A 20,812-nucleotide genomic window follows, 5' to 3' on the forward strand; every position below is an offset into this window, starting at 1 on the left:
AGCTTCATAAAATGGTTCCGGTTTTCGTATCTTATGGATAAGCCCATCGTTTAAGCGGAGGTGCCGCCAGTGGAACGCTGGAGTGTGCAAAGAGCCTTGACCATTTCGCTGTTCATTCTGGTTCTGCTGGGAATCGTCTTCCTGTTGATGCAAATCAGCCCGTGGATCCGCCTTTTATTTGCTTTTCTCAAGGCGGTTTTGGGCCCATTTCTCATTGCGGTCATTATTTCCTATCTGCTCAATCCGATAGTCAATCTGTTAAGCCACCGCTTATTGCCGCGTTCGCTGGCGGTTCTCCTCATCTATACGCTGTTTATCGCTTCGATTGTGATTCTGGTCATCAATCTGGCGCCCGTGCTCGAGGTTCAGCTGGGCGAATTGGCTGAGCACTTGCCGAAGTGGAACGCCAGGCTGCAAAGCATGATTCAGGAGTATAATGACCACAGCAAGGAGATGTTGCCCCTCAGTCTGCAAACGGCCGTGGAGCGTTCGCTGGGACGGCTGGAGATGAAAATGACCGATTATGTGGGCGGACTGATGAGCGGTATCGGGAGTACGATCAATCAGCTGTTTTTGTTTTTGATCATTCCCTTTCTCGCTTTTTATATGTTGAAAGACATCCATTCCATCGAACGGACCTTGCTCCTCATCATCCCGAAAAAGAGCCGGCGCGAGACGATTCGCGTTCTGAGGGATATGGATCTAGCGCTGGGCAACTACATACGCGGCCAGTTTCTGGTTTGTCTGGTCGTCGGGCTGCTGTCCCTGATCGGTTACGTCATTGTCGGCCTTCCTTATGCCCTGCTGTTCGCCGCGCTGGTGGCCGTCTTTAACGTCATTCCCTATCTCGGCCCCATCTTCGGCCTGATCCCGGCCCTCTTTGTCGCCTTTATTTCCGGATCGATGAAGATGGTGATCGGGGTGGTCATTGTCAATCTGGTCATCCAGATCCTCGAAGGGAATTTTATTTCCCCGCAAATCGTGGGGAAAAGTTTGCAGCTGCATCCGCTGGCGATCATCTTCGCCCTGCTCGTCGGAGGAGAACTGGGCGGAGTACTGGGCCTGATCCTGGCGGTTCCTCTCTTTGCCATGGGAAAAGTGGTCTTTGAGCATGTGATCGATCATTTTGTCCGGCGGGGGGTTTGAAATTTTGTGCAAAGCGGGTATAATAGATCGTGAATTGCAAAGCGCTAAAGATGATGACGGAACCGAGCGATCTTGTCCCCGCCAGAGAGGAAAACCCGGTGGCTGGAAGGTTTTCCCGGAACAGACAGGTTTGCAGCCAGTTCCCGAGTGCAGCTAATCCCTGCCGGTGAGTGAGCATCACTTGCCGTTATCTTATTTTGCTAGAGTGACCGTGATTACATACTGAGCCAGGTGCTCGGGAAAAAATAAAGCGGTAAAAAGGGTGGTACCGCGGGAAGCCTTCTCGTCCCTTATTTGAGGACGGGAGGGCTTTTTTGGTTGCTCATAAAAGCATTCATCTTCTTTAGCACAACCTTGGAATGAACGTTCTGGCAAATTCGGGAGGGTGAATGGTGCTTTTGTTGACGGTCGGGAGCGCGCATGACCCTTCCGGAAACACTTTATTCATGAACCAGAAATCTGAGAAAAGGAGGACTCCGCATGAAAGCAAGTGAAATTCGTCGCAAGTTTTTGGACTTCTTTGCGCAAAAAGGTCACAAAATCGAACCCAGCGCTTCACTCGTTCCGGTCGATGATCCCACCCTGCTCTGGATCAACAGTGGCGTGGCAACGCTGAAAAAATACTTTGATGGACGGGTGAAACCCGAAAACCCGCGGCTTGTCAATTCGCAAAAAGCGATTCGCACCAATGACATCGAAAATGTCGGTTATACGGCGCGCCACCATACCTTTTTCGAGATGCTGGGCAATTTTTCTGTCGGGGATTATTTCAAGGAAGAAGCGATTACCTGGGCGTGGGAGTTTTTGACCAGCCCTCAATGGATGGGATTGAATCCGGATCGTCTGTCGGTCACCATCCATCCGGAAGATGATGAAGCTTACCGGTTATGGCATGAAAAAATCGGCATTCCAGAAGAGCGGATCATCAAATTGGAAGACAACTTCTGGGATATCGGGGAAGGTCCGAGCGGACCGAATACGGAGATCTTTTATGACCGGGGAGAAGAATGGTGCGATCCGAATGATCCGGAATGCTACCCGGGCGGGGAAAATGAACGTTTCCTTGAGATCTGGAACCTCGTTTTTTCCCAATACAACCATAATCCGGACGGTTCTTACACCCCGCTTCCGCAGAAGAACATTGATACCGGGATGGGTCTGGAGCGGATGGCTTCCGTCATGCAGAACGTTCCTACCAACTATGATACGGACCTGTTCCGGCCAATCATTCAGGCTACATGCGAGAAAGCAGGGGTAAGGTACGGAGCGGATCGCGAAACGGATATCGCCCTTAAAGTAATCGCGGACCATATCCGCACGATCGTTTTTGCGGTGGCCGATGGGGTGCTGCCTTCCAATGAGGGCCGGGGCTATGTATTGCGCCGCTTGTTGCGCCGGGCTGTCCGTTACGGCAGAAAACTGGGAATGACGCGCCCGTTCCTTTATGAATTGACGGGCGTCGTTGCCGATGTGATGCGTGACTTTTATCCGGAACCTGCCGGGAAACGGGAGTTTATCGAACGGGTGATCAAAGGGGAAGAGGAGCGCTTTCTGGAAACATTGACAGAAGGACTGCATATTTTAGAAGGGGTCGTGGAGAAAGCCCGGTCCGAAGGGCGTACAGCCATCACGGGAACGGAAGCGTTCAAATTATACGACACCTATGGTTTTCCGCTCGACTTAACCGAAGATTTCGCCCGGGAGCACGGCCTGAGTGTCGACCGGGAAGGTTTTGAAAAGGAAATGGAACGGCAGAGGGAGCGGGCACGGTCCGCCCGTCAGGATGTGAACAGCATGAAGGTTCAAGGAGGACCGTTGGACGAACTGAAGGTGGAAAGCGAGTTTGTCGGTTACGGGGTATGGGAAACCGGGACGGAAATTGTGGCCATCATCCGCGAGAACGAACTGGTGGATCAATTGAGCCAGGGGCAAACAGGGCTTCTCCTTCTTGCCAAAACCCCGTTTTACGCTGAGAGCGGAGGGCAAGTGGCTGACCGCGGAACCATTGTGACCGGTCATGGCCGCCTTCGTGTGACAGACGTGCAAAAAGGGCCGCGCGGTGAACACGTTCATACAGTCGTGGTGGAAGAGGGCAGCGTCTCTGTCGGCGAATCCGCCCAGGCGCAGATCGATGGAAGCCTTCGTCAGGACATCGTGAAAAACCACACCGCCACTCACTTGTTGCACAAAGCTTTGAAAGAAGTTCTCGGAACCCATGTCAACCAGGCTGGTTCTCTCGTTGCACCGGATCGCCTCCGCTTCGACTTTACCCATGTCGGGGCGATGACGGCGGAAGAAATTCAGGATGTCGAACGGCGTGTAAACGAGCAGATCTGGGCAAATACTATAGTGGAAACCATGATCAAACCGCTTGATGAAGCCAAAGCGATGGGGGCAATGGCTCTGTTTGGCGAAAAATACGGTGAAGTGGTACGCGTTGTGAAAGTAGGGGACTACAGCCTGGAATTGTGCGGCGGAACCCATGTTCACAGCACAGGGGAGATCGGGCAGTTCAAGATTGTCAGCGAAAGCGGAATCGGATCGGGCACACGCCGAATTGAAGCAGTAACCGGCCGGCATGCCTATGCCTACGTGGAAGCAAAATTAAATCTGTTGCAGGAAGCTGCCGAATGTTTAAAAGCAAACCCGCAGGATTTGGTCGCCCGCATTGAACAATTGCAGGAGCGGATGAAAGAGATGGCGCGCGAAAATGAGTCGCTCAAAGCGAAAGTGAATCGTGCGGCTGCTTCCCAATTGGAAAGTCAGGTTCAGGAAGTGGCGGGCATTCCGGTTTTGGCCGCCCAAGTGGAAGCAGGGGATATGGAAGGGCTTCGCTCCATGGTTGACGACTTGCGCCGGCAACTGGCAGAAGGGGTGATTGTGCTCGGTTCCGCATCGGGCGGAAAAGTGCAGATCGTCGCTTCCATCTCGCCGAAGTTTGTCAAGGAAGGCCTTCATGCCGGCAAGCTGGTCAAAGAGGTGGCGACCTTATGCGGAGGCGGCGGAGGTGGCCGTCCTGATATGGCTCAGGCTGGCGGAAAACAACCCGAACGTTTGCCTGATGCACTGAAACGGGTATATGAATGGATAAAGGAGCAAAAGTAATTTTAAAATGAAAGGATAATGTCCGAGCAAAGGCGAAGAAGTAAAAAGCTGGTCATCCAAACGAAAGAGGTGTGAGATTATCCATGGATGAAACGATGAAATTCAATTTTCGGGGAGATCAAAATGTCGATCCGAAAGACGTCCTGTTTCATGTATATGAAGCCTTAAAGGAGAAGGGTTATAACCCGATCAATCAAATCGTGGGTTATCTCATTTCCGGAGACCCGGCTTACATTCCTCGCCATAAGAATGCTCGCACAATGATCCGCAAGCTTGAACGCGACGAACTGGTTGAAGAACTGGTGAAATTTTACCTCGAAGCAAAAAAATGAAAGGAAACGACCATGGGTTTGGATGAGTTTTCCTTGGATATAGATGGTTCATCCAGAGTGCTCGGACTTGATATCGGTGATCGCAGGATCGGTGTAGCCGTCAGCGATTCCCTCGGGTGGACGGCTCAAGGAGTGAAAGTGATCGACCGAAAGCATGCAGATTGGCTCTCCGAGATGGACAAATTAATGGAAAGCCTTCATGTGAAAGAGATTGTGGTCGGTTTGCCGCGTAACATGAACGGAACCATCGGCCCGCGCGGGGAGCTGTGCATAAAAGTGGCGGAAGAGCTCAAGGAGCGCTACTCTCTTCCCGTGCATCTCTGGGATGAACGCTTATCTACAGCCGGCGCGGAACGAACGCTGATCACGGCGGATGTTTCGCGCCGCAAACGAAAAAAAGTAATCGACCAAATGGCCGCAACTTGGATTTTGCAAGGGTTTTTGGACGCGAAGAGGAGGCAGACACATGACGGATCACACCCATGAACCGGAATACTTGATCATTCCCAATGAAGACGGGGAAGAAGAGAAATTTGAAATCATGTTTACGTTTGAGCATGACGAAACAGGAAAAAAATATATGTTCGTCACACCCGCCGAGGAAGACGAAGAAGATGACGGAGACGATTACCAGGAAGTGCTCGCTTTCCGCTATGAAGATGAGGACGGCGATTTCCGGATTGAAATGATCGATGAGGACAATGAAGAAGAATGGGATATGGTGGAAGAAATGTTTAACACACTCTTTAGCGGGTTAGAATTAGAAGAGGAAGAAGACCATCGTGAATAAGAGGGATTGACGATGAATCAATCAGGACCCAGAGAAGTCTATATCTTACGGAATCGCCTGCACCCGGGCGAACCGCTTCAGTACCCATCGGACAATGGCAATCCCGTCCCTTATCGCGTTCTCAGTGAAATGGAAGTGAACGGTGAACATTACGCTGTTTTGCAAAAACACGATGATCATCCGGATGATGCATATCTCTTTCGGGTCAAGCAGGGGCAGATTGTGGAAATTGATGATGAAACCGAGTGGGAAAATATTGCCGAAGCTGTAGACGAAATGTTATATTTTCATGACTTTCAATAAAAACGGGGAGATCTCCCCGTTTTCTTTTTTAAAATCTATGCTAACATTAAATAAAGGTTTTTCGGGAAAGAAGGTATAAAGGGGAAAAAGGAGTCTTTAAATAATGAAATGGTTCTGGCGCATCTTCTTTACGCTGGTGTTGCTTGCCGGTTGGGGAGTATTGGGATATCAGTTTGTGTTTTTTACGTTGGGTTCACCCAAACGGACAGCACCGGTTGAAGTTGAATTACCCAAAAATACCTCACTTGTACAAATCGGCGAAATTTTGCAGAAAAAACATCTAATAAGAAGATCCTATTTTTTTCGTTACTATGCAGCTTATAAACATAAAACCAATTTGCAAGCAGGAGTATACCAGATCGAACCGACCGAATCCCTGGATGACATGCTTGCCAAATTTCAAAAGGGCGAACAGAATACAGTGAAGGTGACGATTCCAGAAGGATGGAATGTCATGCAGATCGCCAATGCCTTGGAGCAAAAAGGCTTTGATAAAGAGAAGTTCCTGTATTATCTAAACAATAAAAAGCCCAAGTATGAATTTGAAAAAGAGATCCCGAATAACCCCGCCCGAAAATACAAATTGGAAGGGTATTTATATCCCGCTACATATAATTTTTATAAAGAAGAGTCACCCGAGGAGATTATCAATGAAATGCTGGGTGAGTTTGCCAAACATATGGAAGAACTTCATGCGCGGGACATTTTGGAGTCCAATCCGCCAATGAAGGGAATGACAGTTGATCAGTGGGTGACGGTTGCTTCGATGGTGGAGAAAGAAGGAAAAGTAAAGACGGAGCTCCCGATCATTGCCGGCGTGATTTACAACCGTTTGAACAATAATGATCCCAAGGATGATCATCTGGGAATCGATGCCACCTTTTTGTATGTTGAGATGTTGACGGGCCAAAAGATGCCCATGCATAAACTGCGGAAAATCCCCAATCCCTACAACACCTATTTAAACAAGGGATTGCCTCCGGGACCGATCAGCAACCCGGGTGTTCAATCATTGCAGGCGGCCCTGAGTCCGAAAAAACATCCGTACATCTATTATGTTGCCCGCAGTGACGGGACAGGCCTCCACTATTTTGAGACGACCGTGGCCGAGCATAATCGGGATATAGCCAGAAGCAACGCCAATGAACGTAAATTAAAAGAGAAATCTTCAACAGCTCAATAAAAGCTCCCCCCCTCCAGACCGGAGGGGTTTTTTTGCCGGTCTATCTTGTGCCGGAAAGCGGTGTCCCCTTAACCCCCTCTTTTTGCTTCGTGTGTTAATCCCCAGAGTGTGCCAAAGTCATGACAGTTTTTATCCATCCAAAAGTATACCTCGTTCTTTTCCTGTCCATGCTGGAGAAAGAGAAGAGCGGGGTGGAATCTATGAGAAAAATACGAAGGAGCTGGATCGTCAGCCTTTTGTTCATCATCGCTTTTATGGGGATTATCTTCAGGCTGTATATGATTCAAATCGCATCCACCAGATCGTTTTCCTTGTTTGATGAGCAAGTGGACCTGATTGCAATGGCGCAATCGCGACAGAATAAGGAAGTCGTCATCGACAGCGGACGCGGGGAGATCCTGGACCGCAACGGAAAGTCACTCGTGGGGGAAAAGAATTGGCATTTGCTCGTTTTTCCCCAGTCTGAAGAACAAATTGCCTATCAGCAAAAAAAAGTGAGAGCTATTACCGATCTTATCCACTATCCGATGAAAGAGTTCATATCGCTGGTGACCCGGTTGCGGACACCGATGATTCTGACGCGGGAAGACGGCAGGGAGCTGATCCTGACACCGGATCAGAAAGAAAAGATCGATGCCCTTCACCTGCCGGCCGTGCGAACGGTCATGTCCGATCAGCGAATGACCTTGAATCAGCTTGGGCAACAGGTGATCGGTCAAGTGGTTCGCAGTCCGTTGCTGATGAAAAAATGGTTTGAACCGGAAGTGGAAAGCGGAAAATGGAACAGCCAGTCTCTCTTGGGGATTTCCGGATTGGAAGCGGCTTTTGAGCCTTTTTTGCATGGAGAAAATGAAGATCTTCTCGTCTATACCACCACTCAAACCGGCAGGCCGCTGACCGGAGTACAGATGCTTCAAAAGAAAATCGGCGGAATTAATGAAGATCCTCCGAAAACCATTGTGACCACGATTGACAAGGAACTGCAGCGGCAAGTGGAAGAATTGATGAAAGAGAAGCGGATGGAAGACGGTGCAGTGGTGGTGCAGCAGATTGCCGACGGGGATATTTTGGCCATGGCGAGCAGCCCGAAAGGGACGACGATAGAGGATGAGAAAAATCCCTGGGAAAACCGGGCCGTGATGGAAGCGACACCGGGATCGATCTTCAAGACGGTGGTCGCGGTCGCCGCGCTTGATACAGGATTGGTTAAACCCGACACCGTTTTTTACTGCAATGGAAAACTGGACCGGTATCACTTGCACGATGACAATCCCAAAGGGCACGGACGGGAAACCTTTGCCGACGCCTATGCCAATTCCTGCAATGTCGTATTGGGAACAGTTGCACAGACACTCGGTGCTCAAAAACTCTCCTCCTATGCCAAGCGGTTGGGGCTTGCGCAAGAGGTGATCTGGAACGGCCGCGTTTTTGATGAAGCGCATTTTTCCCAGTTTCCGGAAGAGCAGACCGGGCTGATTTTCGCCAAAAACACGCAGGCAAATGATCCGGGTGTTCTGGCACAAACCGGAATCGGGCAGCATGATGTCAAGATGACACCGCTTCAGGCGGTCAATATGATCACTTCTCTGTTTCACAGGGGAAAAACGCTGGAACCCAGACTGGTGAAGGAAATTTGCGATCAGAACGGGCGGGTCCTCTACCGCTTTCGCAACCAGTTCATCCCGGGTGCAAAGCCGATCAAAGCGGATGCGCTGAATGCCGTCAAAAAAATGATGCGAAAGGTGGTGACGGACGGGACGGGCAAATCTGTCTCCCGTGCCCCATGGCCATTGGCGGGCAAGACGGGAACGGCCCAGGTCGGTGTAAAGAAAGACAAGTATAATAAATGGATGATCGGATTCGGTCCCGCCGACCATCCGCGATATGCGGTGGCTGTCGTCCTTCGTTCGGTTCCGGACGACGGAGATCCGCGAGCCATGCAAATCTTTCAACAGGTAATGGAGTTGCTGGCTCAGATGGAAAAAGCGGAAAAAAAGATCGATGAAAAAGATGATGGCCAGAAATAAGTGAAGCAGACGTGATTAGTGGTAAGCAGGGAATCCGCTTGAATCAGAACGTCACTTTTCCATGGAATGAAGAGCGGGACAATTGGAGATTACATGGAATAAATACATTTTTAAAGAAAATAAAACTGATTTTGATGTGAGAAGAGCATTTGAATATAAAATCAACCAGTGCGAGTTTTTGTTGTTTTGTTATTTCGATCCGATTATGATATAGGTAGTGATAGGATAAGGTTAAAGGAGTAGAAATAATGAAAATCACAGTTAATTTGACAAAAGCCGAACTGGACCTGATTGAAGAGGCTCTTTTGCAATATCAAAATCTTTTGCTCAAGTCGAAAGATCAAGATGAAATGGTCAATGATGAACTGAAACTGGCCCGCCGTGTCCTGGAGGAATTCGGGATGGAGGGACTGGAAGAGGAGACTCAGCCGCAACAGCAACAGCAACAACAAAAGGCTTTGCCGATGCCTCCGTCCAACCAGTATCCCACACCCCATAACCAATACAGCCCGCCGAACCAGTATCACGGTCCCAATACATTTGTGGCGCCGAATCAATACCCTTTTTCCCGTTAAGGGTGGAAATAACAAAAAGCTTCCCGCAAGAGGGGGGCTTTTTGTTATGCACTTGTTCCGGGCATGCGTTTCAACGTGGGTATGTACGAACAGGCTGAAGGCCGGTGGGAGAGGAAGGGGATTGGTCACCCCCTTCAACCCGAATTCACCGATTTGCGCCTATGAAACGATCCATCCTTTCCTTGGCCGGTTCCGGCAGATTTTTGATCTGATTGGTCAACTGCTCTTTGCAATATTCATAGATTTGATAATCCAAAGCGTTTTGTTCCTTGATGTGCCGGATTGCCTGATCGGACAACGGGATTTTTTTCGGCTTGTTTTTGGTGATGTTTTCTTTGCTGTAAGGCTTATGTTTCCATCCCATCAGCCGGTTCAGCATAAAAACGGATTCAGGATACATTTCCGTAATGCCGACGAAGAGATAATGCTTGCGGATGTTTTCCATCGCCAGTTTGATGTCGGGATCATTTTTGCCCGAGATGAAACGGGTTTGGTGATTATGCAACGGAAGGCTAATCCGCGGATCGCGGCTGAAGATATACTCTTCCAGACTCATTTTATTTACTTTATTGTGAAGCCTGTTGCTGGGACTGGAGCGAATAAAGTAATAGGATGAAATGATTCGTTTCAGCGGATCGCGCAACATCGTGATATATTGAAATGGCCGGTCAAAATGACGGTGTACTCCGAAGCGGCAATGACCATAGACGCAGCGGATATGGGAGATTTTGGACTGTGGCACGAGGTTGAGGACACGTGCCTGATGATGAGCCGGATATTTATAGATATGATGCGGAGCAAAATGCTGGTCGATAATTTTGCGCAAGGTCAGCCCGCCGGTTTTCGGAATGTGAGAGAAAATGAGGATCGGTTGAGACATCTGGTTCCCGCCCCTTTCCCTGATATAATGACTATCAACGAACCTATTCGTAATATATGGCAAACAGAAAAGTTTGCCTCTGCTAGATGTCTTGATTCATGCGCCTGATCAAAAATGGATACTCGTTTTTTTGCCATGGTGTTCATTGAGTTTTTTTGGGTGGAATCATAAAATAATAAAAAAAGAACCCCTTCTTAAAAATCAGGATTTGTCGATGTGGGTTACTGGCATAGGGAGCTTTTGGGGATGAAAGATAAAGAATTGAGGAAAAAGTTGCAGGAAATGCGGGTAGGAGAGGTGTTGCGGTTTTCCGCAGACCCTCCTGATGAATCATTGGAAGTGGAACGCATTATGATCGGAATGGAGGAAGGATGGGCCGTTTATCATCGTAACGAACGAATGATCATGCACGATCAGGAAGAAACGGTTCAATACTTGAGTAAATACTGGAATATCAATATCAAAAAAGTAATGGATTCGAGATATTCAGAGCTGGGGGAGATCATTGACCTCGGTGAATATTGAAAGATGCACAGCCCGGAAAGGCCGGAGGAAACCCTCCGGTGTCCCCATGCACTTTCACGGAGAAAACGGCCGGATGAAAAAGACCCGGCCGTTTTTTCTGTGTTTACTGTTCCGGATGAACCGATTGCGACCGCTGAACCCCTTTTTTCGCCAAATAGATGAGGGTCAGCAGAAACAACCAGCAGAATCCGGTATAAATGGCGAAGCTCCATGCCTGATTCAGCAGCATGGTGAGCAAAAACAACACCAAAAGCACGGCACCGGCCCATGCAAGAACCGAAGCTTTTCCGGTCTTTTTTCTCCGGAGGCGGGCGTAACTGAGAAAGATGATGATCCAGGTGAAAATACCGCCGAAAATCGAAATGCCGAAGAGTGTATTATAGGCTTGCGGATCAAACAGATTGAGGAGAACGGCGACACCCAATCCAAAGGAAGAGACGATCAGAGCCATGAGCGGAATTCCGCGGCGGTTGACCTTTCCGAAAACAGCAGGGGCATAGCCGCTCTTGGACAGTGAAAACATCATCCGTGTACAAGCATACAAATTGGCATTCATCGTGGAAAGCGCAGCGGTGAGGATGATGAAATTCATCACTCCTGCAGCATAGGGAATATGGAGCGATTGCAGCACTTTGACAAACGGGCTTTCCTGAATCTGTTCGCCTCCGATTTGATTCCACGGCACGATGCAAACCATGACCAGTGTGGATAGAAGGTAAAAAATAACGAGTCGGGCCACCATCCATTTCATGGCCCTGGTCAGTGCCTGCTTTGGTTTTTTTGCTTCTCCCGCCGTGATGGCGATGATCTCGGTTCCCATAAAGCTGAACATCGCCATGGCGCTGCCCATCCATACCCCTTTCCATCCATGGGGAAGAAATCCGCCATAAGCGAGCAGATAGTGGGTGCTTTGCGTGCCGTTTCCGAAAATGAGGGCGATGCCCAACAGGATAAAACCGATGACGGCCACCACTTTCAGCGTGGAGAACCAGTATTCAAACCAGCCGAAACTCTGAACAGAAATGGCGTTAATCCCGATGATCAGCAGGGAGAATGCAATGATCCAAATCCAGGATGGCAGGCCGGGAAACCAATATTTCATATAAAGCCCGATCGCCGTCGCTTCACCGCCGATCACGATCGCGTTTGCCGCCCAATACGTGAATCGAACCGCGAAACCAAACCAAGAACCCAAATATGTTTCTGCATGGAGGCCGAAAGAGCCCGCGGTCGGATGGATCACCGAGAGCCGGGACAAGCAAAAGACCATGGCCAGAACGATCAACGAGCTGAGAAGATAACTGAATAAAACACCCGGGCCGGCATAATGGATGGTCAGACTGGAACCCATGAATAAACCGGTTCCAATCGCACTCCCCAATCCAATCATGATCATCTGCCGTTCAGACAATGACCGCTGTAATACATCCTCGCGTTTCTCAAACTGATCTCTGCTCAAACTCAACTCAACCACCCTCAACATAAATGAAATTATTTTATAGTAAGCAAGAAACAACTCGCTCTGCTCTATTTTACGGGATGTGTCCGCAAATTGCATAACAATTTCTGGTTTGGTGATAACAGGCCGGAAGCGAATTACAAATTTGAATGACCAGCCATAAAATAGTATAATGATTCGTAAATTACATAAATTAATGTGTATACAGTATTGTTTTCGTTATTTCCCGATTCAACATCTTTCAGCGGGATAAGATTTAGTACAAACATATTTGATGCTTTGCGACGATTTCAAAACGATGGGAGGAGGGGGCTTTTTGCTTAAGCTCATTGGCATCCTGGTTGTGGTCATCGGTTTCCTGTTCCGATTCAATACGTTGCTCGTTGTCATGGGAGCGGGAATTATTACCGGATTGGTATCTGGAATGTCATTTAATGATATTATAGAGAAATTTGGCGAAATTTTTGTGCAAAACCGGTATATGTCGATGGCGATTATCTTAACGCTTCCGGTTATAGGCGTTCTCGAACGTTACGGTCTGAAAGAACGGGTGGAGATGATGATCGCCAAAGCAAAAAATACAACGGCCAGCCGCATTCTGCTCGTTTATTTATTTATAAGGGAGTTATCGGCGGCAATCGGTCTTAACATCGGAGGGCATGCACAAACCGTTCGCCCGTTGGTCGCTCCGATGGCGGAAGTGGCAGCGCAGGTGCGATATGGAAAGCTGCCGGATAAAGTGATGCAAGAGATTCGCGCCTATGCAGCTGCGATGGAAAATACGGCCTGGTTTTTCGGAGAGGATATTTTTATTGCCACCGGGGCGATTTTATTGATGAGCGGGTTTTTTCATTCGGTTGGCATGAATGTGGGAATCTGGGATATGGCTTTATGGGGATTGCCCACCGCGACGGCTGCATTTTTGATCAGTTGGTTTCGCCTGTACCGGCTGGAAAAAAGACTGGGCCGCTTTGGCAAAACAGCACAAGCGAAGAGCAGGGAGAAGGGCGGTGCCAATAAATGAAATCACTGGTTCCTATGAATGACCTGTATGCGCTGATCGGCCTGATCGTCGCAATGATCGCGATTCAAGTGGCTTTAAACAAAAAGCATCCGACCCGATGGACATCGGCCCTTTTTTGGGGGATTTTTGCCTTTACTTTCATCGCCGGCGATTTCGTTCCTCCTTTGATCATCGGTTATCTCGTCATCGTGATGGTGATTTTGGCTGCTCTCGGAAGAGTGAAAGCCCCGTCCCACTCGGAAGGGTCCGGCAAGGATGAACGGATTCATCTGGCCCAACGCCTGAAGTGGAAAATTTTTATACCAGCGCTTGCCATTCCGGTTGTGACGGTGATTGGCACACTCACGTTGGACAGGTTGAAATGGGGTTCGGCCGTGCTGGTGAAGAAAGAGGATGTCACACTGGTATCCCTGGGGCTGGCCACGATTATCGCTTTTGCGATTGCCCTTTATGTGACGAAAGCGAAGATGAATGTTCCGTTTCAAGAGGGGAGCAAATTGCTCCAGGCGGTTGGCTGGGCCGTGTTGCTGCCGCAAATGCTCGCCGCTCTGGGAGGCATTTTTGACAAAGCGGGTGTGGGTAATGCCGTGTCCCATCTGGTAAAAGGGTATCTGCCCGCAGATAACGGGTTTGTCGCCGTCGTTGCTTATTGTGTCGGGATGACTCTTTTTACAATGGTTATGGGAAATGCTTTCGCCGCCTTTGCCGTGATCACCGGAGGAATCGGTTTACCCCTGATCGTGCATGCACATGGGGGCAATCCGGCGATCATGGCTGCACTGGGCATGTTTTCCGGTTACTGTGGAACACTGATGACGCCGATGGCTGCGAACTTCAATATCGTTCCTGCGATGTTGTTAAACCTGGATGATCAGAATGCGGTAGTGAAAAAGCAAATACCGACCGGTATCGCTCTGTTCCTGGTCAATATGTTTCTGATGTATTTTCTCGTTTATCGCTTTTAAAGGGAGGCATTGCGGATGGAGACGGTTTTATTGACGGGATTTTCCCCCTTTGGAGGGGAAACGGTCAACCCTTCATATGAAGCGGCCAAACGACTACAGGGAAAATGGGTGCACGGGTATCAGGTGGTGGCTGAAGAATTGCCAACCGCTTTTGGCCGTTCGCTCGAGCGGCTCTGGCAACTGATCGACTATCATCAGCCGAGGATTGTCATTTGTGCGGGACAAGCCGGCGGGCGCGATTCCGTCAGCATTGAACGCGTTGCACTGAACATCATTGATGCGCGGATTCCCGATAACGAGGGACAGCAACCGATTGATACACCGGTCGTTGAAGGGGGCCCGGCAGCGTACTGGTCCAGCCTGCCGGTCAAGGCCATCGTAAAAAGGATCAGGGAAGAAGGGATCCCCGCACATGTTTCCCATACGGCCGGAACGTTTGTGTGCAATCATGTGTTTTACGGATTGATGCACCGGCTTCAACAGGAAAAAGGAGTGCGCGGCGGCTTTATTCACATCCCTTTTTCGCCGGAACAGGCTGTCCATCATCCGGGACAACCGAGTATGCATCTGGATCTGATTGTAAGAGCTTTGGAAGTGGCGATTGAAACCACCATCCGGACAGAGGAGGACATTCGCGAAGCGGGTGGAACCATCAGTTGATTTTTTCCCGGATCATTTGCTTGCGGGAACCGCAATTCTTTGGTGGTTGGGAGGATGGAGAGAATGATTGGGGTTCGGAGGCGATTTTGTGTTAAGATAGTCCAGACAATCGTTCGTTAAAGGAGTTTTATCGGATGAAAGAATATTCTCTGACCCAATCACAGCAGCTGCCAGCGAGAAAAACCCTTTTAGTTTTGGGAATCATCTTTGTCGCGCTGAACTTGCGCCCGGCGATTACTTCCGTCGGTCCCTTGATCGGGTGGATACGCGAAGATTTGGGCATTTCCAACGGGATGGCGGGATTTATCACAACGCTCCCTCTGATTGCCTTTGCCCTTCTTTCATTGCTTGCCCCCCGCTTTTCCCAATGGTGGGGAAATGAATTATCGGTGTTTTTCGGTTTGCTCATTTTGACCGGCGGGATTGTGATCCGTTCAACGGGAACGGTCTTCGCCGTTTTTTTGGGGACAGCTTTGGTGGGGATTGGCGTTGCCATCGCCAATGTGCTGTTGCCCGGCATTGTGAAGCAGCGATTTCCCGGACAAGTCGGGTTGATGACCAGTGTTTATTCGACTTCCATGTGCGCGTTTGCGGCGCTGGCATCCGGGGTGAGCATTCCCCTGGCAAAGGGGTTTCATCTGGGATGGAAATATTCCCTGATGTTTTGGGCCGTTTTGTCTGTCCCTGCCGTTCTCATTTGGATTCCCCAGTTGCGTGGCCATGGCAAACCGGCCGCGACCTTGCAACCCGGGATCCCGGAGAGGTCTGCCGGTTCCTTGTGGCGTTCGCCCCTGGCTTGGAAAGTGACATTTTTCATGGGGTTGCAGTCTTTTTTATTTTACTGTACCGTCGCCTGGCTTCCCGAAATTTTGCAAAGCCATGGCATGAGTGAAGAAATGGCGGGATGGATGCTCTCCGTTTTGCAATTTGTCAGCCTTCCGGCGACATTTCTCACTCCGGTGCTTGCGGACCGGATGCCGCAGCAAAAAGGCATTGCCGTGCTGATCGGCTTGATCCAGTTAGGTGGAATAGCGGGCCTGTTTGCTGACGGAACGGCCGCTCTGATCAGCAGTATTGTGCTGACCGGAATTGCCCAGGGGGCGAGTATCAGCTTGGCTCTCTCCCTGTTGGGGCTTAGAACCACCGATGCCGTCCAGGCGGCCAAGCTTTCCGGAATGGCTCAGTCGGTCGGATACTCCCTGGCCGCCGTCGGGCCCACCCTGCTCGGTTTCTGGTATGATTTGACTCATTCCTGGGAGCCTTCGTTGATACTTCTGGCGCTGGCCACAATTCTTATGATTTTGGCGGGGATTGGTGCCGGCCGCAATGAATATGTACTTTCTGAAAAAAATGGGCCGATAGCTGAGTAATTGGCGTCCCGTGAGGGGGATGCCTTTTTTTGTGCTCATCACCAGACGTAATCAGTCAAAAGCTATACTTGTGACGATCACGTTGAACAGCCCGGCGTGGGGAAGCGAAATGTTTGAGAAAGCCGGCCCGCCAGGCTTCAACCTCGGCATGTTCCCCTCTTGATTTTTGCCGTGAATGTGGAGAGTTATGTTCGAAATTGCTTTATCATGGTACTTATAGTACCATATAAGTATTAATGGTACTATAAATTTTGGATGAATGAAGGAAGGCGCGATGAATAAACAGGAGAAAGCGAAGCAGAAGATTTTGGACTATGCCGCGAAAAAGATCTGGACCGAAGGGTATTCCAACGTCTCCATCGCGGATTTTGCCTCCGAACTCAAAATGAGCAAATCGACTTTCTACAAATATTTTTCCAGCAAAGAAGATTTGCTGAATGAAGTGATTGAAAGTTTTTTCGGTGGGATCGTGCGGGAGATTGATGGGATTACCTCAGACCCGGCCCTGGATTTGACCGGGCAAATCAAAAAATTGTTGTTTGTGATCAGCGGACGGATCTCGCGAATTGAGGTTGCCGCCCTCCATGACATGAAACGGGCGGTTCCCGATGCCTATGCCCGGTTTGAGGCACAGCGCAAACACGTGATTTTGAACAAGCTCATTCCCCTGTTTGAGGAAGGAGTGAAGCAGGGGATCTTTCGAGACGATCTTGACCAGACCTTGGTGGTGACGATTGTCATGAATGCGATTCAAACCGTTGCCAATCCGGAATTTTTGGCCCACACCCCCTATACGCTGAAGGATGTATTCAGACACATCTCTACGCTCATGATTGAGGGGAACCTGACAGATGCGGGCAGACAGCGCTTTTTTGCAAGCGCCGGGCTTTAAGAATCGGCTGGAGAGTGTTACTCCTCACTGACCATTAAAAACGTGGGGAGGCACGATCTGACCTGATATACACTTCACATAAAGAGGGTGAGTTCGATAGAGCGATATGTATTGAGCTTCCACGACATCGATCATGCCAGTCTTCCATATGTCGGGGGGAAGGGAGCAAATCTCGGGGAGTTGACTAAAGCCGGTTTTCCGGTTCCCGCCGGATTTTGTGTCACCACTTCTGCTTATCGGCGGTTTATTCATGAAAGCAGTGAAATGGATGGGTATTTTCGGCAGCTGGAGCAGTTGGATGCCGGACAGCTGGAACCAATTCGGGAAATCGGGCAAAAAATCCGTGAGCATTTGCATACCTTGCCCATTCCTGATGAGATCCGCAATGCCCTGATCGAAGCTTGGCAGGAAGCGGGGAACGACGCCGCCTATGCCGTCCGCTCCAGTGCGACGGCGGAAGATTTGCCGACGGCATCGTTCGCCGGGCAACAGGAAACGTATTTGAATGTGAAAGGGGAACAGCAACTCCTTCAGGCCGTAAAGCAGTGTTGGTCTTCTCTGTTCACGGATCGGGCAATCATCTACCGGATCAAAAACGGTTTTGATCATCGGAACGTATTGTTGTCAGTTGTCGTGCAGCAAATGGTATTCCCTGATGTTTCCGGGATCTTATTTACGGCTGACCCGATTACCGGCCACCGCCGCACCGTTTCGATCGATGCCAGCTTCGGTCTGGGAGAAGCGCTGGTTTCCGGGATTGTCTCTGCCGATCTCTATCAGGTGCGCTCCGGAAAAATCGTCAGGAAAAAGATTGCCGACAAGCAAAAAGCGATTTTCCCGTTGCCGGAAGGGGGAACCAAAACCTGCGACTTGCCCCACGAGCAGCGGAACGAACAAGCTCTCGCTGACCGGGATATTTTGGCGTTGGCGGAGCTGGGAAAGAAAATCGAGGCCCATTACGGAAGCCCGCAGGATATCGAATGGTGTCTGGCTGACGGGAGATTTTTTATCCTGCAAAGTCGCCCGATCACCTCTTTGTTTCCGGTTCCGCAGGTTGAAGAGGATGGAAAGTTGCACGTTTTCTTCTCCTTCGGTCATCAGCAGATGATGACGGAAGCGATGCGGCCGTTGGCGGTTTCGACCATGCGGACGGTTTTTCCTTTCGGAAAGCGGGATCCGCACACGGGGGAAAGCACAGCCGCTTTGGAAGCAGGCGGGCGGATCTATATCGACCTGACTCCGGTTTTATATTCCAAAGTTGCCCGGAAAATCATCCCGAAGCTGATGGTCAATATGGATGAACGGATGAGTTATGCGTTGTCCGAGGTCATCCAGCGGGAACGTTTTTTGCAGGAAGCGGTTCCCAACAAGGAAGTGGGCAGAACCGTCCGGCGTATTATTCCGCCTTTGCTCGCCAAGGTGATCCGGATTATTTTCTTCAGCGATCCCTCCAAGGCAGTGGATAAATGTAACGAGATGATGGAGCGGCTGGTGGAAGAGAGCAAACAGGAACTCGCCTCGCTCACCGGGGCGGAGCGGATCAAAAAAATCCGTGAAAATTTGGGAACGCTGTTGCTCAGGATGATTTCCCATTTCGCCCCTTACCTTTTCACCGGAATCGTGACACTGAAATGGATCGAGCATTTTTCCGTTCGCTGGCTCGGTGATGCCCGGGAAGTTCCGCTGTTGAACCGGTCGCTGCCGGGCAATGTGACGAGCGAGATGGGACTTGCGCTCGGGGATTTGGCGGATGCCGCGAGGCCGTACCCCGAAGTGATCGCAGCGTTGAAAAAAGCCACGGACGCGACGCTTTATGATGAGCTGGGGAAAGCGGAGGGTGGAGAGGATTTTTGCGCCGCCTTTGCGCATTTTTTGGATAAATACGGGACGCGCTGTCCGGGTGAGATTGACATTACCAGACCGCGCTGGCATGAAGCGCCAACCACGTTGGTACCGGCCATATTGAGCCATCTGCAAACGGTGGAACCCGGAGAACATCGAACCCGCTTCAAGCAGGGGATCATCGAGGCGGAACAAGCGGAAGAAACACTGCTCAGACGGCTTCGCGAGAAGAAGGGCGGCTGGCTGAAAGCGAAGTGGATGTCCTTTCTGATCCGCAGATATCGCAATGTGATGGGAATACGTGAGCATCACAAGTTTACCATGATCCGTCATTTCGCGTTGTTTAAGCGGGCGATAATGGAAGAAGCCCGCCAGCTGGCGGAAAATGGGGTGTTGGAGCAGGAGACGGACGTGTTTTACCTCACTCTCCATGAATTGACTTTGCTCCTGGAACAAGGAGATTCCGGCGAGGTGCAAACCAGGATCAGCCAGCGCAAAAAAGAGTATGAATGGCAGCGAAAACTGACCCCTCCCCGGTTGATGACAAGCGAAGGGGAAGTGATTACGGGAATAAGGAACGATATTGAGGTTCCGGAAGATTCCCTGGTCGGGACACCGGTCTCCTCCGGGGTGGCGGAAGGGTATGCCCGTGTCGTTTTAAAGCCGGAATCAGCGGAGTTAAAGCCGGGTGAAATCTTGATCGCCCCATTTACCGATCCGGGGTGGACCCCGCTTTTCCATTCGGCCAAAGCTTTGGTCATGGAAGTGGGAGGTTTGATGACCCATGGTGCCGTGGTCGCCCGCGAATACGGCATTCCCGCTGTTGTCGGAGTCGAAGGGGCAACGGAGAAAATCAAGGACGGGCAATACATCAGGGTGGACGGAACATCGGGGTATGTGCAAATCCTGGAGGATCATCCGCAGTCACTGACGGATTGACAGAAGATGCCGTGGACGATCGGCTGATGCGGCTGGCAATCTGAATTAGGGGCAAAAAGAGGAAGCAGGGTCTCGATTCCTGTTCAGGCTTTGCCGGCAACCTTCGGCCGGGTGTGTCCACGGCCGGACAAAATGAATTGAAGGGGCGGGGGACAGATGCAAATTCGCGAAATCAGACGCCGGGATGCCGGTTCTTTTTTGGCGTTCCTCCGGCAACTTGACCTGGAAACCGAATTTATGCTGCTGGAACCGGGTGAACGAACAGAAAAAGTGGCAGAACAGGAAAAGTGGATTCAGGAAATCCTGAGTCATCCCAATCAAACGGTTTTCATTGCCGAAGAAGGAGAAAAAATCTTCGGTTTTATTGAAGTTTTCGGCGGAGGATTTCGGCGGAACCGAGCCACGGCCCATCTGGTGCTGGGATTGTTGCGGGAAGCCAGAGGTCAAGGTTGGGGAAGCAAACTGCTGCATGCCGCAGAAAACTGGGCCCGGCAGCATCGGATCCACCGCTTGGAATTGACGGTGATGACCTACAACGTTGCCGCCGTCTCGTTATATGAAAAAATGGGTTTTCAGCGGGAAGGGACGAGAAAACATTCTCTGATTTTGGAAGACCGTTTTGTCGACGAATATTATATGGGCAAAATACTGGATTAGCTTTTAAACAGAGCCGCATTATGAGAGATGAAGAGGGAATCCGGCCGTATATGCGCATCAGCAATCCGTGCGGCCATAGATCGGCCGAAATCCCGACCGAGCGAAAAAACTCTTCCTGCCAGCCGGACGATATCCGAC

19 protein-coding genes are annotated in these 20,812 nt (G+C 50.1%); 17 read left to right on the forward strand and 2 right to left on the reverse strand.

Translation table 11 applies throughout. The annotated features are described in order from the left end of the window. Window positions 1–69: 69 nt before the first annotated feature. The 9 genes from I8U18_RS01060 (at window position 70) to I8U18_RS01100 (ending at window position 9,461) form a co-directional block, all read left to right on the forward strand. Window positions 70–1,146, forward strand: a complete 1,077-nt coding sequence (locus tag I8U18_RS01060; protein WP_370589360.1) for an AI-2E family transporter — start codon at window positions 70–72, stop codon at window positions 1,144–1,146. Between the two features lie 480 nt (window positions 1,147–1,626). Continuing rightward, window positions 1,627–4,251: an alanine--tRNA ligase gene (gene alaS, locus I8U18_RS01065; protein WP_033100950.1), complete on the forward strand. Its 2,625-nt coding sequence runs from the start codon at window positions 1,627–1,629 to the stop codon at window positions 4,249–4,251. A gap of 83 nt (window positions 4,252–4,334) precedes the next feature. Next, window positions 4,335–4,583, forward strand: coding sequence for an IreB family regulatory phosphoprotein (locus I8U18_RS01070; RefSeq protein ID WP_033100949.1), 249 nt, complete (start codon window positions 4,335–4,337; stop codon window positions 4,581–4,583). A gap of 12 nt (window positions 4,584–4,595) precedes the next feature. Further along, the gene (gene ruvX / locus I8U18_RS01075) at window positions 4,596–5,069 is read left to right on the forward strand and encodes a Holliday junction resolvase RuvX (protein WP_052154173.1); all 474 of its coding nucleotides are present in this window, start codon (window positions 4,596–4,598) and stop codon (window positions 5,067–5,069) included. Then, window positions 5,050–5,373: a DUF1292 domain-containing protein gene (locus tag I8U18_RS01080; protein WP_033100948.1), complete on the forward strand. Its 324-nt coding sequence runs from the start codon at window positions 5,050–5,052 to the stop codon at window positions 5,371–5,373. The genes ruvX and I8U18_RS01080 overlap by 20 nt, the downstream gene beginning before the upstream one ends. Before the next feature lie 12 nt (window positions 5,374–5,385). Then, entirely contained in the window at window positions 5,386–5,676 is a 291-nt protein-coding gene (locus tag I8U18_RS01085) for a DUF1292 domain-containing protein (RefSeq protein WP_033100947.1), read from the forward strand. A gap of 103 nt (window positions 5,677–5,779) precedes the next feature. Further along, window positions 5,780–6,859 (forward strand): endolytic transglycosylase MltG, encoded by a 1,080-nt coding sequence (gene mltG, locus I8U18_RS01090; RefSeq protein ID WP_052154172.1) that lies wholly within the window; start codon window positions 5,780–5,782, stop codon window positions 6,857–6,859. 200 nt (window positions 6,860–7,059) lie between these two features. After that, on the forward strand, window positions 7,060–8,886 hold the full coding sequence (locus I8U18_RS01095) for a peptidoglycan D,D-transpeptidase FtsI family protein (protein WP_198058890.1): 1,827 nt from the start codon (window positions 7,060–7,062) through the stop codon (window positions 8,884–8,886). Between the two features lie 248 nt (window positions 8,887–9,134). Beyond that, window positions 9,135–9,461, forward strand: a complete 327-nt coding sequence (locus tag I8U18_RS01100) for a hypothetical protein (RefSeq protein WP_033100946.1) — start codon at window positions 9,135–9,137, stop codon at window positions 9,459–9,461. 145 nt (window positions 9,462–9,606) lie between these two features. On the opposite strand, the gene I8U18_RS01105 is transcribed toward I8U18_RS01100, so the two are convergent. Further along, window positions 9,607–10,341: a sulfotransferase family 2 domain-containing protein gene (locus I8U18_RS01105; protein WP_033100945.1), complete on the reverse strand. Its 735-nt coding sequence runs from the start codon at window positions 10,339–10,341 to the stop codon at window positions 9,607–9,609. A 246-nt stretch (window positions 10,342–10,587) separates the two neighbouring features. Here I8U18_RS01105 and I8U18_RS01110 point away from each other — a divergent pair, with 246 nt between their 5' ends. Further along, window positions 10,588–10,866, forward strand: a complete 279-nt coding sequence (locus tag I8U18_RS01110; protein ID WP_033100944.1) for a hypothetical protein — start codon at window positions 10,588–10,590, stop codon at window positions 10,864–10,866. A gap of 103 nt (window positions 10,867–10,969) precedes the next feature. On the opposite strand, the gene I8U18_RS01115 is transcribed toward I8U18_RS01110, so the two are convergent. Further along, window positions 10,970–12,331 (reverse strand): amino acid permease, encoded by a 1,362-nt coding sequence (locus tag I8U18_RS01115; RefSeq protein WP_198058889.1) that lies wholly within the window; start codon window positions 12,329–12,331, stop codon window positions 10,970–10,972. 310 nt (window positions 12,332–12,641) lie between these two features. Between I8U18_RS01115 and I8U18_RS01120 the strand changes: the two genes are divergently transcribed. From I8U18_RS01120 to I8U18_RS01150, 7 genes are all read left to right on the forward strand, one after another. Next, the gene (locus I8U18_RS01120) at window positions 12,642–13,349 is read left to right on the forward strand and encodes a DUF969 domain-containing protein (RefSeq protein WP_198055238.1); all 708 of its coding nucleotides are present in this window, start codon (window positions 12,642–12,644) and stop codon (window positions 13,347–13,349) included. After that, a complete protein-coding gene (locus tag I8U18_RS01125) occupies window positions 13,346–14,314 on the forward strand; it encodes a DUF979 domain-containing protein (protein WP_033100942.1) in 969 nt (322 codons plus the stop codon). Before I8U18_RS01120 ends, I8U18_RS01125 begins: the two co-directional genes overlap by 4 nt. 15 nt (window positions 14,315–14,329) lie before the next feature. Next, window positions 14,330–14,974 carry a pyroglutamyl-peptidase I gene (gene pcp, locus I8U18_RS01130; protein WP_033100941.1) on the forward strand — a complete coding sequence of 215 codons (645 nt, stop codon included), beginning with the start codon at window positions 14,330–14,332 and terminating at the stop codon, window positions 14,972–14,974. Between the two features lie 134 nt (window positions 14,975–15,108). Further along, window positions 15,109–16,344, forward strand: coding sequence for a CynX/NimT family MFS transporter (locus tag I8U18_RS01135; RefSeq protein WP_052154170.1), 1,236 nt, complete (start codon window positions 15,109–15,111; stop codon window positions 16,342–16,344). 274 nt (window positions 16,345–16,618) lie between these two features. Continuing rightward, window positions 16,619–17,236, forward strand: coding sequence for a TetR/AcrR family transcriptional regulator (locus I8U18_RS01140; RefSeq protein ID WP_033100940.1), 618 nt, complete (start codon window positions 16,619–16,621; stop codon window positions 17,234–17,236). An 87-nt stretch (window positions 17,237–17,323) separates the two neighbouring features. Next, on the forward strand, window positions 17,324–20,017 hold the full coding sequence (locus tag I8U18_RS01145; RefSeq protein WP_370589361.1) for a phosphoenolpyruvate synthase: 2,694 nt from the start codon (window positions 17,324–17,326) through the stop codon (window positions 20,015–20,017). 156 nt (window positions 20,018–20,173) lie between these two features. After that, window positions 20,174–20,674 carry a GNAT family N-acetyltransferase gene (locus I8U18_RS01150; RefSeq protein WP_198055241.1) on the forward strand — a complete coding sequence of 167 codons (501 nt, stop codon included), beginning with the start codon at window positions 20,174–20,176 and terminating at the stop codon, window positions 20,672–20,674. Window positions 20,675–20,812: the final 138 nt, after the last annotated feature.

This window comes from Thermoactinomyces sp. CICC 10522 (assembly GCF_016055075.1).
Classification (GTDB): Bacteria; Bacillota; Bacilli; order Thermoactinomycetales; family Thermoactinomycetaceae; genus Thermoactinomyces_A; species Thermoactinomyces_A daqus.

Excerpts from the sequence above, each read along its gene's own strand:
- pcp (WP_033100941.1), top strand. The coding sequence starts at position 14,330 with ATGGAGACGGTTTTATTGACGGGATTTTCCCCCTTTGGAGGGGAAACG.
- I8U18_RS01150 (WP_198055241.1), top strand. The coding sequence starts at position 20,174 with ATGCAAATTCGCGAAATCAGACGCCGGGATGCCGGTTCTTTTTTGGCG.
- I8U18_RS01135 (WP_052154170.1), top strand. The coding sequence starts at position 15,109 with ATGAAAGAATATTCTCTGACCCAATCACAGCAGCTGCCAGCGAGAAAA.
- I8U18_RS01110 (WP_033100944.1), top strand. The coding sequence starts at position 10,588 with ATGAAAGATAAAGAATTGAGGAAAAAGTTGCAGGAAATGCGGGTAGGA.
- ruvX (WP_052154173.1), top strand. The coding sequence starts at position 4,596 with ATGGGTTTGGATGAGTTTTCCTTGGATATAGATGGTTCATCCAGAGTG.
- I8U18_RS01100 (WP_033100946.1), top strand. The coding sequence starts at position 9,135 with ATGAAAATCACAGTTAATTTGACAAAAGCCGAACTGGACCTGATTGAA.
- I8U18_RS01140 (WP_033100940.1), top strand. The coding sequence starts at position 16,619 with ATGAATAAACAGGAGAAAGCGAAGCAGAAGATTTTGGACTATGCCGCG.
- I8U18_RS01095 (WP_198058890.1), top strand. The coding sequence starts at position 7,060 with ATGAGAAAAATACGAAGGAGCTGGATCGTCAGCCTTTTGTTCATCATC.
- I8U18_RS01085 (WP_033100947.1), top strand. The coding sequence starts at position 5,386 with ATGAATCAATCAGGACCCAGAGAAGTCTATATCTTACGGAATCGCCTG.
- I8U18_RS01070 (WP_033100949.1), top strand. The coding sequence starts at position 4,335 with ATGGATGAAACGATGAAATTCAATTTTCGGGGAGATCAAAATGTCGAT.
- I8U18_RS01105 (WP_033100945.1), bottom strand. The coding sequence starts at position 10,341 with ATGTCTCAACCGATCCTCATTTTCTCTCACATTCCGAAAACCGGCGGG.
- I8U18_RS01125 (WP_033100942.1), top strand. The coding sequence starts at position 13,346 with ATGAAATCACTGGTTCCTATGAATGACCTGTATGCGCTGATCGGCCTG.
- I8U18_RS01080 (WP_033100948.1), top strand. The coding sequence starts at position 5,050 with ATGACGGATCACACCCATGAACCGGAATACTTGATCATTCCCAATGAA.
- alaS (WP_033100950.1), top strand. The coding sequence starts at position 1,627 with ATGAAAGCAAGTGAAATTCGTCGCAAGTTTTTGGACTTCTTTGCGCAA.
- mltG (WP_052154172.1), top strand. The coding sequence starts at position 5,780 with ATGAAATGGTTCTGGCGCATCTTCTTTACGCTGGTGTTGCTTGCCGGT.